Origin of the sequence: Micromonospora marina, from assembly GCF_900091565.1 — a bacterium.
Classification (GTDB): Bacteria; Actinomycetota; Actinomycetes; order Mycobacteriales; family Micromonosporaceae; genus Micromonospora; species Micromonospora marina.
On the sequence record NZ_FMCV01000004.1, the window covers coordinates 290,766 to 304,852 of the forward strand.

General features: G+C 73.1%; 13 protein-coding genes, 1 pseudogene and 1 riboswitch. Of the genes and pseudogenes, 9 read left to right on the forward strand and 5 right to left on the reverse strand.

Annotation, left to right across the window (positions count from 1 at the left end; all coding sequences use genetic code 11):
* Window positions 1-129 precede the first annotated feature (129 nt).
* The gene (locus GA0070215_RS07925; RefSeq protein ID WP_091043426.1) at window positions 130-3,111 is read left to right on the forward strand and encodes a glycosyl hydrolase; all 2,982 of its coding nucleotides are present in this window, start codon (window positions 130-132) and stop codon (window positions 3,109-3,111) included.
* Between the two features lie 43 nt (window positions 3,112-3,154).
* Here GA0070215_RS07925 and GA0070215_RS28950 read toward each other — a convergent pair whose 3' ends face one another.
* Window positions 3,155-3,409 carry a hypothetical protein gene (locus GA0070215_RS28950; protein WP_091043430.1) on the reverse strand — a complete coding sequence of 85 codons (255 nt, stop codon included), beginning with the start codon at window positions 3,407-3,409 and terminating at the stop codon, window positions 3,155-3,157.
* Between the two features lie 29 nt (window positions 3,410-3,438).
* Entirely contained in the window at window positions 3,439-4,380 is a 942-nt protein-coding gene (locus GA0070215_RS07935; RefSeq protein WP_091043433.1) for a diacylglycerol/lipid kinase family protein, read from the reverse strand.
* A gap of 149 nt (window positions 4,381-4,529) precedes the next feature.
* Between GA0070215_RS07935 and GA0070215_RS28955 the strand changes: the two genes are divergently transcribed.
* Complete coding sequence (locus tag GA0070215_RS28955) at window positions 4,530-5,006, forward strand: hypothetical protein (RefSeq protein ID WP_244166909.1); 477 nt, start codon at window positions 4,530-4,532, stop codon at window positions 5,004-5,006.
* 135 nt (window positions 5,007-5,141) lie between these two features.
* A complete protein-coding gene (locus GA0070215_RS07945; protein WP_091043437.1) occupies window positions 5,142-5,804 on the forward strand; it encodes a hypothetical protein in 663 nt (220 codons plus the stop codon).
* Window positions 5,805-6,000: 196 nt separating this feature from the next.
* Here the strand turns inward: GA0070215_RS07945 and GA0070215_RS07950 are convergent, their stop codons facing one another.
* Both GA0070215_RS07950 and GA0070215_RS07955 read right to left on the reverse strand, forming a co-directional pair.
* Complete coding sequence (locus tag GA0070215_RS07950; protein ID WP_091043440.1) at window positions 6,001-6,486, reverse strand: YbaB/EbfC family nucleoid-associated protein; 486 nt, start codon at window positions 6,484-6,486, stop codon at window positions 6,001-6,003.
* 186 nt (window positions 6,487-6,672) lie between these two features.
* Window positions 6,673-7,320: a LysM peptidoglycan-binding domain-containing protein gene (locus GA0070215_RS07955; protein ID WP_018784190.1), complete on the reverse strand. Its 648-nt coding sequence runs from the start codon at window positions 7,318-7,320 to the stop codon at window positions 6,673-6,675.
* Window positions 7,319-7,464: riboswitch (cyclic di-AMP (ydaO/yuaA leader) on the reverse strand. It overlaps the preceding gene by 2 nt.
* Window positions 7,465-7,634: 170 nt before the next feature.
* Here GA0070215_RS07955 and GA0070215_RS07960 point away from each other — a divergent pair.
* Window positions 7,635-8,594 carry an LLM class flavin-dependent oxidoreductase gene (locus tag GA0070215_RS07960; protein WP_244166910.1) on the forward strand — a complete coding sequence of 320 codons (960 nt, stop codon included), beginning with the start codon at window positions 7,635-7,637 and terminating at the stop codon, window positions 8,592-8,594.
* A gap of 185 nt (window positions 8,595-8,779) precedes the next feature.
* Here GA0070215_RS07960 and htpG read toward each other — a convergent pair whose 3' ends face one another.
* Entirely contained in the window at window positions 8,780-10,672 is a 1,893-nt protein-coding gene (gene htpG, locus GA0070215_RS07965; protein WP_091043443.1) for a molecular chaperone HtpG, read from the reverse strand.
* 138 nt (window positions 10,673-10,810) lie between these two features.
* Between htpG and GA0070215_RS07970 the strand changes: the two genes are divergently transcribed.
* The 5 genes and pseudogenes from GA0070215_RS07970 (at window position 10,811) to GA0070215_RS07990 (ending at window position 14,083) form a co-directional block, all read left to right on the forward strand.
* Window positions 10,811-11,539 (forward strand): FadR/GntR family transcriptional regulator, encoded by a 729-nt coding sequence (locus GA0070215_RS07970; RefSeq protein ID WP_091043732.1) that lies wholly within the window; start codon window positions 10,811-10,813, stop codon window positions 11,537-11,539.
* Complete coding sequence (locus GA0070215_RS07975) at window positions 11,536-12,363, forward strand: sterol desaturase family protein (RefSeq protein ID WP_018784186.1); 828 nt, start codon at window positions 11,536-11,538, stop codon at window positions 12,361-12,363. Before GA0070215_RS07970 ends, GA0070215_RS07975 begins: the two co-directional genes overlap by 4 nt.
* Window positions 12,360-13,028, forward strand: a complete 669-nt coding sequence (locus GA0070215_RS07980) for a lysoplasmalogenase (protein ID WP_091043447.1) — start codon at window positions 12,360-12,362, stop codon at window positions 13,026-13,028. The genes GA0070215_RS07975 and GA0070215_RS07980 overlap by 4 nt, the downstream gene beginning before the upstream one ends.
* The gene (gene smpB / locus GA0070215_RS07985; RefSeq protein ID WP_018784184.1) at window positions 13,001-13,492 is read left to right on the forward strand and encodes an SsrA-binding protein SmpB; all 492 of its coding nucleotides are present in this window, start codon (window positions 13,001-13,003) and stop codon (window positions 13,490-13,492) included. Before GA0070215_RS07980 ends, smpB begins: the two co-directional genes overlap by 28 nt.
* A gap of 44 nt (window positions 13,493-13,536) precedes the next feature.
* Window positions 13,537-14,083: pseudogene (locus GA0070215_RS07990) on the forward strand (DinB family protein).
* Window positions 14,084-14,087: the final 4 nt, after the last annotated feature.

The window sequence follows — 14,087 nt, forward strand, 5'->3', positions numbered from 1 at the left end:
AGCGCCCTCTCTCGTAACAGGACATTGACGGACCCGTAACCCGGACCTTAATGTCGCATCTCGAGAGAGCGCTCTCACAGCTTCCGGACCACCACTCCGTACCCCGCCTCTCCTCGTGAAGGGACCTCCATGACCCTCCTGCGGGACTTCTCCCCCGACCCCGTACCCCCGGCCGTGCCCGTCCCGTCCCCGGCCCGCCGCCGCGGCCTGCGGGCGACCGCCCTCGCCGCCGCGTCCGTGCTCGCCGCCGGCCTGCTCGGCGTCGTGGTCGCCGGTGGCGGCACCGCCACCGCCGGCGCGGTCGGCGCGGGCAGCTTCACCGAGACGCGGCCGGCCGGCGCACTGCTCCCCAAGGGCTGCGGCGCGATCAGCACCAACCCGCGGACGTTCACCACAGCCGACGCGCCGGCCGGCGCGATTCCCACCAACGACTGGTGGTCCTCGCTGATCTGGAAGCGCAACAACTGCACCGGCAGCGAAGTCCTGCACGCCCACCCGCTGGCGTTCAAGGCCGAGAACAACGGGCTCGGGTTGTCCTACACCACCACGCCCGCGATCAGCGGCACCGCGACCGGTGTGGGCGAGTTCCACTACCCGTACACCGAGGACGTCCGCGTCGGGCTGACCGGGCTGACCGCGCCGGTGGTCAAGGCCGCCGGCTGGACCGACTGGACGGTCACCGCCGACTGGAGCGACGGCAGCCGCACCATGCGCGCCACGATCGGCCACGGCCTGCCGTTCAGCTACTACACGGTGAACGGCGGCACCGCGCAGCTCACCACCGCCGGGACGCCCACCGTCTGGCGCAACTCCGGCGCCACCATCGGCTTCACCGTCCGCGGCCACGACTACGTCGCGTACGCGCCGTCCGGCGCGACCTGGACGGTCAACGGCACCGGCATCAGCTCGACGCTCGCCGGCAAGGGGTACTTCTCGGTCGCGGTGCTGCCCGGCGGCGGCGACCGGGCCGCCCTGGCCGACACCTACGGCCGGTACGCCCACGCCCACGTCACCGGCACCCGGATGAGCTACACGTACAACCCGTCGGCGGGAACGGTGCGCACCACCTACGCGTTCGCCACCACGCCCCGCGAGGGCAGCGAGACGAAGACGGTGGTGGCGCTCTACCCGCACCAGTGGCGCAGCCTCACCGGCTCCACCCCGATCGGGCAGACGTACGTCTCGGCGCGCGGCGCCATGCGCGTACTCACCGGCGTGCCGTCGTTCACCACCTCCATGCGCTTCACCGGCGTGCTGCCCGAGGTGCCCGCCGTGGGCGACTCCAGCGGCGCCGACCTCGCCACCGTCACCGGCTACCTCAACGCCGAGAAGGGCAACCCGGAGGGCGTCAGCGGCACTGACACCTACTGGGCCGGAAAGGGGCTCGGCCGGGCCGCCCGGATCGCCGAGATCGCCGACCAACTCGGGCAGACCTCGGTTCGCGACGCGGCGCTGACCGCGATGCGGAACCGGCTGACCAACTGGCTCACCGCCGGCTCCGGCGAGACCGGCCAGCTGTTCTACTACGACCGCAACTGGGGCACGCTGATCGGCTACCCCGCCTCGTACGGCTCGGACGAGGATCTCAACGACCACCACTTCCACTACGGCTACTTCATCGCGGCCGCCGCCACGCTCGCCAAGTTCGACCCGGGCTGGGCCGACGACAGCCGCTACGGCGGCATGGTCGACCTGCTCATCCGCGACGCCAACAACTACGACCGCGCCGACAGCCGCTTCCCCTACCTGCGGGACTTCGACATCTACGCCGGGCACGACTGGGCCTCCGGGCTGGCGCCGTTCTTCGCCGGCAACAACCAGGAGTCCTCATCCGAGGGGATGAACTTCGCCAACGCGCTGATCCAGTGGGGCCAGGCCACCGGCGACACCGCCGTCCGGGACGCCGGGGTCTACCTGTGGACCACCCAGTCCGCGGCCATCTCCGAGTACTGGTTCGACGTGTACGACCAGAACTTCCCCGCCGCGTTCGGGCACAAGACCGTCGGCATGGTGTGGGGCGACGGCGGGTCGTACTCCACCTGGTTCTCGGCGGCGCCGGAGATGATCCAGGGCATCAACATGCTGCCGATCACCGGTGGTCACCTCTACCTGGGCGACTTCCCCGATTACGTCAAGGCCAACTACGCCGAGCTGGTCACCAACAAGGGCGGGCCGCCGACGGTGTGGCAGGACATCATCTGGGAGTTCCTGGCCCTCGGCGACGGCGAGCAGGCGCTGCGCAACTTCCGCGCCAACAGCGGGTTTACCAGCGAGGAGGGCGAGAGCAAGGCACACACGTTCCACTGGATCCGCAACCTGGCCGCGCTCGGCACGGTGGACACCACAGTCACCGCGAACCACCCGCTGGCGAAGGTGTTCGTCAAGAACGGCGTCCGCACCTACGTGGCGTCGAACATCACCGCCCGGCCGCTGACGGTGACGTTCTCCACCGGCGTCACGCTCGCCGTGCCGGCCGGGAGGACGGCCACGTCCGGGGCGTACACGTGGAGCGGCGGCAACGCCACCGGTGGCGGGACCGCGCCGACCGGCCCGCCTCCGACCACGACGCCCAGCCCGACCCCGACCAGCGCCAGCCCGACGCCGACCTCCGCGAGCCCGAGCCCGAGCGCCCCCGGGTCGCTGAAGCCGGTCCGGTACCTGCGCTCCGGCGGCGGGCTGGACGGCACCGCCGGCACCGCCGGCACGGTGACCGTGGCGGCGGCGAACGGCAACTCCGACGGCACGCCGACCAACCCGCAGGTGTTCACCGCCACCGGGCTGACCGGCGCGTACAACGGCGGGGCGACCGCCTTCGACCTGGCCGTCGACGCGGGCACCGCGGTCGGCAACGGCGTCCAGATCCGGGTCTCCTACGACCTGACCGGCAACGGCGGCTTCGAACGGGTGGAGACCTACCGGTACTTCGCCACCGACCCGGTCCCGGGTGCGGAGCGCTACCGGCAGACCCAGGGCCTGCTCTCGGCCACCGGCACGCTGGGCAACCTGTCCGGCGGCACGGTACGCGTCGAGGTGTGGAACGCCATCGGCGGCGCGCCCACGATCCTCGGCGTCGGCAACGGCTCGACCGTCACGCTGCCGTACGGCTCCTGACCCGCGGTCTCCGGCGCCCCGGCCCCACGGCCGGGGCGCCGGATCACGGCCAGCGGGTGGCGGTGGACTCGACCAGCGCGCCGTCGCTCGCCACCGGGATGACGCACGGCAGGTGCCCGCCGGGCGCACGCAGCACGTGACGGCTGCGTACCAGCGCCACGTCCGCGTCGCTGCGCCCCGGCTGGTACGCGCCCAGCCCGACCGACCCGGCCGCGTACGCGCCGACGAGATCGTCACCGAGCACGTCCCGGGAGCGGCGGACCAGGTCGGCCAGGTAGTCGCTGATGTCGTCGCGCATTCCGGCATCCTGCCCCGGCCCGGGCGCGGTCAGTGCGCCGGGTCGGGACAGCACACCGTCAGCGCGCCGGGGACCACCCTGACCTTGAGCCGTTTCGCCGTGCCCCGGGCGCCGCCGTCCAGCTCGTACGTCTTCGGCGCGTCGAACCGGACCTTGATCCTGCGGCCCCGGGTGATCCGGACGAACGGCGAGTCCTCGGAGTGCCCGGCGGCCATCCGGCCCAGCGTCCGCGCCCAGTCGACGGCGCCGCTGGCGGTCGACACGCCGACCTCCAGCGCCCCGTCGTCGGGGCGGGCGTCGTCGAACGCCGGGATGCCGCCGGTGATGGTGCCGACGTTGCCGAACAGCACGCAGCTCGCCTCGTCGTCGAACCAGTCGGCACCGTCGACCCGGATCCGGGTCCGTACGCACTCGCCGCGCACGTGCCGCAGCCCGGTCCAGACGTACGCGATCCGGCCGAAGCGGCCCTTGAGCTGCCGGTCGGCGTCACGGATGAGGTCGCCGTCGAAGCCGGCGCCCGCCATGACCGCGAAGTGCTCCCCGTTGATCCGGCCCAGGTCCAGCTCGCGGCGTCGGCCGTGCAGCGCGATGCGTACCGCCTCGGGCAGGTCGACCGGGATGCCCAGGTTCACCGCGAACAGGTTGGCGGTGCCGGCGGGCAGGATGCCCATCGGCACGCCGCTGCCGGCCAGCGTGTCGGCGCACCGCTGCACCATGCCGTCGCCGCCCCACACCAGCACCAGCTCGGCGCCGGAGTCCAGCGCCGCGCGGACCCGCTTGGGCGCCTTGCGGCTCTTGGGCACCTCGTACCAGAGCAGCCGCCCGACCCCGGCGCCGACGAGCCGGGAGCGCAGCTCGTCGAGCCCGCCCCCGAACGTCTTCTTCCGGTGGGCGACGACAGCGACCGTACCGGCCGTGGGCGCGGCGGGGGTGGGGGCGGTGTCCGGGCGTTCGGCCGTGCGCGTGTCCATGGCCCGGCTGGTACCCGGACCGCACGGATCCCACGCCTACGCGCGACCCGCGCGACACGGATCGACGGCGTACTGTGCCCGGCCCGCCACCTTGGGTACAGTGCGGGGCGTCGATCCGTGCCACCGGGCGCGAGTCCGGAGGGTGCGGGATGTCGGGACGGACCGGGTGGACGGCGCGCTACCTGCTGCGCCTCGGTCTGCTGCCCGGCGGCATGGCAGTCGTCCGGGGCGCCCACGAGGTCGCCTCCGGTCCGGCCGCCCACGCCGCCGACCGCGAGCCGTCCGGCCCGCTCACCGCCACCGTCGGGGTGCTCACCCACACGCTCGGGACGGTGTTCGGCCTGCCCACGTCCGGAAACGGCAACGGCGGCACGGCCCCCGCCGGGTCCGGCGACGCCTGCGACCGGACGCCGTCGGCGGCCGGTCCGCCCGAGAACATCACGACCACGCCCGCCCTCCCGCCGCTCGGCGGCCTCACCCACGGCGGCTCCGCGCCGCACAGCGAGGCCGCCACCGCGGACGCGAACCGTTGTCGGCTGCCGACACCGCCGCACGGGTACGCACGGCCGGCGGCAAACCCGCTATCGCCGTCGCGCACGTCACGCCCCGGCATCAGACCTGCCTGAGCGGACTCCACAGGCACCTCCGACCCGGGGCACGGGCGTGTCCCGCCCGACTGCCGCATCCCGCGGCGGCGCCGCCGACTGTCGTCCGGCGCCCGTAACCGACCCGATCAAGCCTGCGAAAACAGGAGTTCGTCAATGAGCACTGCCCTGCCCGTCGTCCGCGCCCGCTGGTGCGACATCGGCCGGATCGCCGATCTCGTCGCCGAGGCCCTCGCGCCCACCGCGCCGGCCGCCTGGCTCGTCCCCGACCCGTCCCGCCGCCTGCCGGTCCTCGCCGCCGTGGCGCGGATCTGGACCGAGCACGCGTTGCTGTTCGGCGACGCGTTCCTGCTGCGCGACGGCAGCGCCGCCACCGTGTGGTTCCACCGCTACCGCCCGATCCCGTCCCCCGACCGGTACGCCGACCGGCTCGCGAGCGCCGCCGGGCCGGACGAGAACCGGTTCCGCCGCCTCGGCGAGGAACTGGCGGCACGCCGCCCCGTCGAACCGCACAACCACCTGGCGCTGCTGGCCGCGCCCAGGGGCGGCGCGGTCCAGGCGCTGTCCGCTTCGCAGCGCCGGATGGACACGTTGAGTCTGCCCACGTACGCGCTTCCGTGCGCCGGTGAGCAGGAGGAGCTGCTGCGGCGGCGGCTCGGATACGCCGAACGCGAGACGTTCGCCGCGCCGGACGGCACGCCGGTGCGGTCGTTGTGGCGGTCGGCGCCGTTGCCCGCGGGCGGCAACGACAGGTGGCGGAACCGCCGGGCCGGCCGCCGGGAACACGACGACCGGGCGGTCGGCCGGGCGGCGCGGTGACCGGCTGAGCCTCGGGCCGGACCAGGGGCAGCGCGGCGGGACCGATCCGCGACGTCGGGATCGGGCAGTACGGCATCACCGTGCAGGACCACCCGAACGGGATGGCGACGTTCGCGGCCGGCGGCAAGCGCGCCGACGCCCACTTCGTCCGTCCGGGCCGCCGGTCGGCTGCGGCGGCGTTCGCCCTGATCAGTGCCTAACGAAGGTCACGGTTGCCTGGGTGGGTGCCCGCGCCGGCGGGGCGCCCGGCCCGGGACACTGACCCACGGTCGCGGTGGATCCGGGCGGCCACCTCGTGCATCGCGCGGCTGAACAGCTCCGCCTGGTCACCCACGCCGCCGAGCCGGGCGGCGAGCGCGTCGGCGTCGGCCCGCGCCGACGCGCTCGCCTGGGCGTCCAGCTCGGACAACGCGGCGTTGGCGGCGGTGACGAGGTGTCCGCAGAGGACATCGAAGGGCTCGCCCGCCAGCTCCGGGTCGATCGCCACGGAATCCAGCCGGCCACCCTGGACGGCGACCGCGCGGACCCGCCCGCCGGCCGCAGTGCCCTCGGCCCGGAGCAGGTCGCCCGGCTCGCCGTCGGTGTGCGCCGAGGCCCGGGAACGCATCGCGGCGAGCGCCTGCTGCGTGCGGGTCAGCAGCTCGTCGAGGCTCGCGGCCGCCGAGAACGGGTCGTTGGTCATTTCCGCGCTTTCTTCACGTCTTAGCCGAGCATCGTGACCCTAGCAACCGGCTCCGACGAATCGCGGTCACCGGCCGCCGCGGGCCGCGTCCCGGCGCCGCGAACAGGGCGGACACCGGGCGATGCGGCGTGTCGCGCACGGCCGGACGCCCGGCCGGGGCGAACCGGCCGGGCGTCCGAGGGCCGCTCAGCGCAGGCGCAGCCGCTGACCGGGGAAGATCAGGCCCGGGTCGTCGCCGACCACTGCGCGGTTGCGCTCGTACAGGGCACGCCAGCCGCCGTCGACGCGCTGCGCCACGGCGATCTCCGACAGCGTGTCCCCGCGCCGGACCACGTACGTCCCGGCGCCGGACGACGGCCGCGGCGCCGCCCTCGTCGCTGCCCGTTGCGGTGTGGCCGTGCGCGCGGCGGCCCGCTTCGGGGCCGCCTTCTTCGGGGCCGCCTTCGTGGTGGCCCGCTCGGACCGGGTCGCCGCGGCGCTCGCCGAGCCACCCTTCCTGCCGCAGACCGGCCACGCGCCGATGCCCTGCCCGCGCAGCACCTTCTCCGCGACGGCGATCTGCTCGGACCGGCTGGCCAGGTCGGCGCGGGCGGCGTACTTCCTGCCGCCGTACCCGTTCCAGGTGGCGCGGGAGAACTGGAGCCCGCCGTAGTAGCCGTTGCCGGTGTTGATCTTCCAGTTGCCGCCGGACTCGCAGCGCGCGACCGCGTCCCAGTTGACACCGGCGCTGGCCGGAGCGGCCGGGCCGAACAGGGTCGCGGCGCCGACGGCGGCGCCGGCCAGAACCGCGCCGAGCGCGGTGCGGCGGCTTCGGGCTGAGTATTCAGTTGCCATGTGGATTCCTCCACGCCGACGAGGTGAGCTGTCGGGTTCGGGCCGAGGAGCCCGGCCGCCGGTGGCGGCTTCACCCCGAGGTGACGATGCACCGTGGAACGTGTGGTTCCCCCGCTCCCGCGCGAGGTTCGGTTACCGGGGCCGGCGGCGGGATTTGGCGTTTCCGACCCTCGGTGTTCGCTTCTGCGAACGAAACCGACGCTAGGAGCGATTTGCAACGATCGTCCTCTTCTGTGACGCTCTTCACCCGGCCGGGCGACCGGCGGCGGCGCTACGGTGACAGGGCCCGACAAGATCACGGAAGGGCGGAACGGATGACCGATCACGGACACGAGCTGACCTTCGGCGGCTTCCTGACGCCCGCCGCCGGGCAGCCCGACCGGGTGGTGGCGCTGGCCCGGCTCTGCGAGCAGGTCGGGCTGGACCTGGTCACGTTCCAGGACCACCCTTACCAGCCGGGCTTCCTGGACACCTGGACGCTGATGTCCTACGTGGCCGCCGCCACCGCACGCGTCCGCATGGCCGGCAACGTCCTCAACCTGCCGTTACGCCAGCCGGTGGTGCTGGCCCGCAGCGTCGCCAGCCTGGACCTGCTCACCGGCGGCCGGGTCGAGCTGGGACTCGGCGCGGGCGCGTTCTGGGACGCGATCGAGGCGGCGGGCGGGCGGCGACTGTCCCCCGGCGCCGCCGTCGAGGCCCTCGACGAGGCGATCCGGGTGATCCGCGCGGTCTGGGACACCGACCGTCGCGGCATGATCCGCGTCGACGGCGAGCACTACCGGGTGGTCGGCGCCAAGCGCGGTCCGGCGCCCGCGCACCCGGTGGGCATCTGGGTCGGCGCGTACAAGCCGCGCATGCTGCGCCTGGTGGGCCGCGCCGCGGACGGCTGGCTGCCGTCCCTGTCCTACCTGCCCGAGGGCCCCGACGACCTGCCCGCCCTGAACGCGCTCGTCGACGAGGGCGCGGCGGCCGCCGGGCGCGACCCGGCCGCGATCCGCCGGATGCTCAACGTGACCGGCACGTTCGCCCGCTCGTCGGCTGGTTTCCTGGCCGGGCCGCCGGACCAGTGGGTGGAGGAACTGGCCGGGCTGACGCTGGAGCACGGCATCACCACGTTCATCCTCGGCAGCGACGAGCCGCGCGCGATCCAGATCTTCGGCCAGGAGGTCGCGCCCGCGGTGCGGGAGCTGGTCGCCGCCGAGCGCGCCACGCCCGCCGCCGGCGGCCCGAGCACGCTCGGCGTCACCCCCACCCCCGACCCGGGGTACGCCTGAGCGCGCGCCGCCCGTGGGACGAGTCCACCCGCCCGACCGCGCCCCCGCCCACCTACCCGCCCGGGGACAGGCCGCCGGGCAGCACCTGGTGGACGTGCACGACCACCTGCGCCAGGAGCTGGCCGCCGAGGTGGTGCGTCTCCAGCTCCCAGCCGGTCGGGGCGGGCCGGGCGAGCCGGGTCGGGCTACAGGCCGCGGGCGAGGCGGTCGGCGAGGATGCGGGTGAACCGGGCCGGGTCGGCCAGCTCACCGCCCTCGGCCAGCAACGCCATGCCGTACAGCAGCTCGGCGGTCTCGGTCAGCGCGGCCGTGTCGCCACCCTCCCCGTGCGCCTTACGCAGCCCGGTGACCAGCGGGTGGGCCGGGTTCAGCTCCAGGATCCGCTTGACCCGGGGCACCTCCTGTCCCATGGCCCGGTACATCTTCTCCAGCGTCGGCGTCATGTCGTGCGCGTCGCCGACCACGCAGGCCGGCGAGGTGGTCAGCCGGGTGGACAGCCGCACCTCCTTGACGCTGTCGGCGAGCGCGCCGCCGAGGAACGTGAGCAGGTCGGCGTACTCCTGGCGCTCCGCCTCGGCCTTCTCCTTCTCCTCCTCGGTCTCCAGGTCCACCTGCCCCTTGGCGACCGAGCGCAGCGTCCTGCCGTCGTACGCGCCGACGCGCTCGACCCACACCTCGTCCACCGGGTCGGTGAGGATCAGCACCTCGTAGCCCTTGGCGCGGAACGCCTCCAGGTGCGGCGAGTTCTCGATGGTGGCCCGGTTCTCTCCGGTCGCGTAGTAGATCTCGGTCTGGCCGTCGCGCATCCGCTCCACGTACGCGCGCAGCGTGGTCGGCTCGGCCGGGTCGTGGGTGCTGGCGGCGCGGACCAGTTCAAGCAGCGTCTCGGTGTTGTCCGGGTCCTCCAGCAGACCCTCCTTGACCACCGCGCCGAACTCGGTCCAGAACGTGCGGTACGACTCGGCGGACATGTCCTTCAGCGTGGCGAGCACCTTCTTGACCAGCCGGCGGCGCACCGCGTGGATCTGCCGGTCCTGCTGGAGGATCTCCCGGGAGATGTTCAGCGACAGGTCGTGCGCGTCCACCACGCCCTTGACGAAGCGCAGGTAGTTGGGCATCAGCGCGTCGCAGTCGTCCATGATGAACACGCGCTTGACGTAGAGCTGAACGCCGCGGCGGCCCTGCGGGGAGAACAGGTCGAGCGGGGCGTGCGAGGGCAGGAACAGCAGCGCCTCGTACTCGAAGGTGCCCTCGCCGCGCATGTGGATCGTCTCGAGCGGGTCGGCCCAGTCGTGCGCGACGTGCCGGTAGAACTCCTTGTACTCGGCCTCGTCGACCTCGTCCCGCGAGCGCGCCCAGAGCGCCTTCATCGAGTTGAGCGTCTGCTCCTCGCGGGTAGTGGCGCCGTCCTCGCCGGGCTTGTCGACGGTCATCCGGATCGGCCACGAGATGAAGTCGGAGTAGCGCTTGACGATCTCGCGGATCGTCCACTCGGCGGTGTAGTCGTGCAGGTTGTCGTCGGTGTCGGCCGGCTTGAGGTGCAGCGTGACCGCGGTGCCCTGGGGTGCGTCCCCGACTTCCTCGATCGAGTACGTGCCCTCGCCGGCGGACTCCCAGCGGGTGCCGCCGGACTGCCCGGCGCGGCGGGTCAGCAGCGTCACCCTGTCGGCGACCATGAACGTGGCGTAGAAGCCGACGCCGAACTGGCCGATCAGCTCCTGCGAGGCGGCGGCGTCGGACGACTCGCGCAGCTTGCGCAGCACCTCGGCGGTGCCGGACTTGGCGATGGTGCCGATCAGGCCGACCACCTCGTCGCGGGTCATGCCGATGCCGTTGTCCCGCACGGTGAGCGTGCGGGCGTCCTTGTCGACCTCGATCCCGATGTGCAGGTCGGAGGTGTCGGCCGGCAGGTCCTTGTCGACGAGCGATTCCAGCCGCAGCTTGTCCAGCGCGTCGGACGCGTTCGAGATCAGTTCGCGCAGGAAGACGTCCTTGTTCGAGTAGATCGAGTGCACCATCAGCTGCAGCAGCTGACGGGCCTCGGCCTGGAACTCCAACGTCTCGACCCGGTCGCTCACACCGACTCCCTTCCCTCTGGCGGGCGCTACGGCGGAAAGGATACGAGGGGTGACCACCGCGGGACGCACCGGCCACCCCCGAAAACGACTGGTACAACCAGTTGACGGGTTGACGTGCTCGGGGCCACACTGCAGCGCATGACCTTCGATCCCGCGCCTCGTGTCTCGGTCTCCGACCACGTCTTCGGCCGGCTGCGCGACGCGATCGTGTCCGGCCGCTACGCGCCGGGCGAGACGCTGCCCGGCGAGCGGGAGCTGGCCGGGGCGTTCGCCGTCAACCGGCACGCGGTCCGGGAGGCGCTGCGCCGCCTGCAACAGCTCGGCCTGGTCCGGGTCAGCCAGGGCGGCGCGACCCGGGTGCTGGACTGGCGGGTCCACGCCGGGCTGGACCTGGCGCTGTCCCTGGCCCGCTCCGGTGACGTACTCCCGGTCGAGACGCTGGTGCGCGACATGCTGGAGATGCGGGCCTGCATCGGGATCGACGCGGCCCGGCTCTGCGCCGAGCGCGCGGACGCGGCGGTCGTCGCCGCCCTGGTCCGGGCCACCGAGGAGTACGGCGACCTGGCCCCCGACCTGGAAGGGATGAGTGAGGCAAACATCGCCATCTGGCGGCTGGTCGTACGCGGCAGCGGCAACACCGCCTACCAGCTCGCGTTCAACAGCCTCGTGGCCGGCACGTTCGCGGTCGGCGACGTCCCCCCGGACGCGCGCGCGGCCGAACTGCTCGACGTGGCCGGTCACCGCCGTCTCGCCGCGTCGCTCGCGTCCGGTCAGGGCGCGGCGGCCGCCCGGCACGCCCGGGCGCTGCTGACCGCGCCGGTCATCACCCCCACCACCCCCACCACCGGAAGGGAAGCGCACGCATGATCCCCGCCGTGCTGTACGCCATCCCGGCGTTCCTGCTCCTGATCGTCGTCGAGGCGGTCTCCTACCGCTTCCTGCCCGACGACGACGAACGCGGCTACGAGCTGCGCGACACCACCACCAGCCTGTCGATGGGGCTGGGCAGCCAGATCATCGGCTTCCCCTGGAAGCTGCTCACAGTCGGTGTCTTCGCGGCGCTGTGGACCGTCGCGCCGGTGCACCTGTCCCCCGGTGACTGGTGGACCTGGGTGATCCTGTTCTTCGCCGACGACCTGGCCTACTACTGGTTCCACCGCTCGCACCACGAGGTACGCGTGCTCTGGGCCAGCCACGTCGTGCACCACAGCAGCGTCTACTACAACTTCTCGACCGCGTTGCGGCAGAGCTGGACGCCGATGACGTCGCTGCCGTTCTGGCTGGCGCTGGCGCTGCTCGGCATCCCGCCGTGGATGATCTTCCTCCAGCAGTCGGTCAGCCTGCTCTACCAGTTCTTCCTGCACACCGAGCGGGTCAAGGTGCTGCCCCGGCCGATCGAGTGGATCTTCAACACGCCGTCGCACCACCGGGTCCACCACGGCTCGAACACCGAGTACCTGGACCGCAACTACGGCGGCATCCTGATCATCTGGGACCGGCTGTTCGGCACGTTCGAGCCGGAGCGGGCCACCGCGCGCTACGGCCTGACCAAGAACATCGGCACCTACAACCCGCTGCGAGTGGCCACCCACGAGTTCGCCGCGATCTGGTCCGACGTACGCCGGGCCGACTGCTGGCGGCACCGCCTCGGCTACCTGTTCGGCCGTCCCGGTTGGCAGCCGGCCCGATGAGGCGGCTGCTGCCCCTGTTCGGGCTGGTCGCCGCCGTCGAACTCGTCGGGGTCGCGCTCGACTCGACGGTGCTCCAGTGGCTGGCCAAGCCGCTGCTCGCGCCGGTGCTGCTGGCGTACCTCTGGGCGCACCGGCGCAGCGTCGACGCGGTGGCGGTCGGCCTGGTCGCCGCCACCGCGGGCGACGTCGCCCTGCTCCTGGAGGGCGACACCGCGTTCCTGGCCGGCATGGGCTTCTTCCTGGTCACCCAGGTCGCGTTCAGCACCGCCTTCGCGCGGCACCGGCGCGCGCCGGTCGCGGCACGGGCGGGCTACCTGCTCGCCTGGGCCGGGGTGAACGCGCTGCTCTGGGGCATGCTGGGACCGCTGCGGCTGCCGGTGCTCGGCTACAGCCTGGCGCTGTGCCTGATGGCCGCCGCGGCGACCGGGGTGTCCGCGCGGGTCGCCGCGGGCGGGGCGTTCTTCCTCGTCTCCGACCTGCTCATCGGCGTGGGAGCGGCCGGGGTCGATCTGCCCGGCGGGGGTCTGCTGGTGATGACCACCTACTGCGCCGCGCTGCTGCTGATCACCACCGGCTGGGTGGCCGCGACGCGACCGGCGACCGGCCCGCAGCCGCCGACGGCGGGTACCCTGCTCGCGTGGCCAGGGAGAACGGGCGCAAGCTGATCGCCTCGAACAAGAAGGCGCGGCACGACTACGACATCCTCAAGACCTACGAGGCGGGCATCGTGCTGGCCGGCACCGAGGTGAAGTCGCTGCGCGAGGGACGCGTGTCGCTCGTCGACGCGTTCGCCCAGGAGCGCGACGGCGAGATCATGCTGTACGGCCTGCACATCGCCGAGTACGGCTTCGGCACCTGGACCAACCACGCGCCCCGGCGCACCCGCAAGCTGCTGCTGCACCGGGTGGAGATCGCCCGGATCCTGGAGAAGCTGCGCGACGGCGGCATCACGCTGGTGCCGCTGTCGATGTACTTCGCGGACGGCTGGGCCAAGGTGGAGCTGGGCCTGGCCCGGGGCCGCCGGTCGTACGACAAGCGCCAGGCGCTCGCCGAGCGGGACGCGAAGAAGGAGATCGCCCGGGAGATGGGCCGCCGCCTCAAGGGCCGGACGGCGGCGCGGCGGGGCTGAGCGCACTGCCTTTCCGTCCCAAGGCCGGTAGCACGCTGGCGCACATGACCGACCTGACCCGGAACCCGCCGCTCCGCGAGCAGCTCACCTGGCACTGGACCCACCAGTTGCGCGACCGCCTCGCCGGGCTCACCGACGCGGAATACCCCTGGGAGCCGGTCCCCGGCTGCTGGAACCTGCGCCCGCGTGCCGGCGGTGGCACTCCGGCGATCGACTTCGCGATGCCGCAGCCCGACCCGCCGCCGTTCATCACCATCGCCTGGCGGCTCGCCCACGTCATCGTCGGCGTGCTGGCCGTACGCAACGCGTCGCACTTCGGCCGCCCGCCCACCGACTACCTCGTTCCCCTACTCCCCGACCGCGGCCGGGGCGCTGGCCCAGCTCGACGAGGAGTACGCCACCTGGACGGCCGGGGTCGAGGTGCTCGGCGAGGAGGGCCTGGCCCGGCCCTGCGGCCCGGCCGAGGGGCCGTTCGCCGACGTCCTGCTGGCGACGCTCGTGCGGCACATCAACCAGGAGGTGATCCACCACCTGGCCGAGGTCTGCCTGCTGCGCGATCTGTACCTGCACACCGGCGGCGGGGACGGTTGAGGTG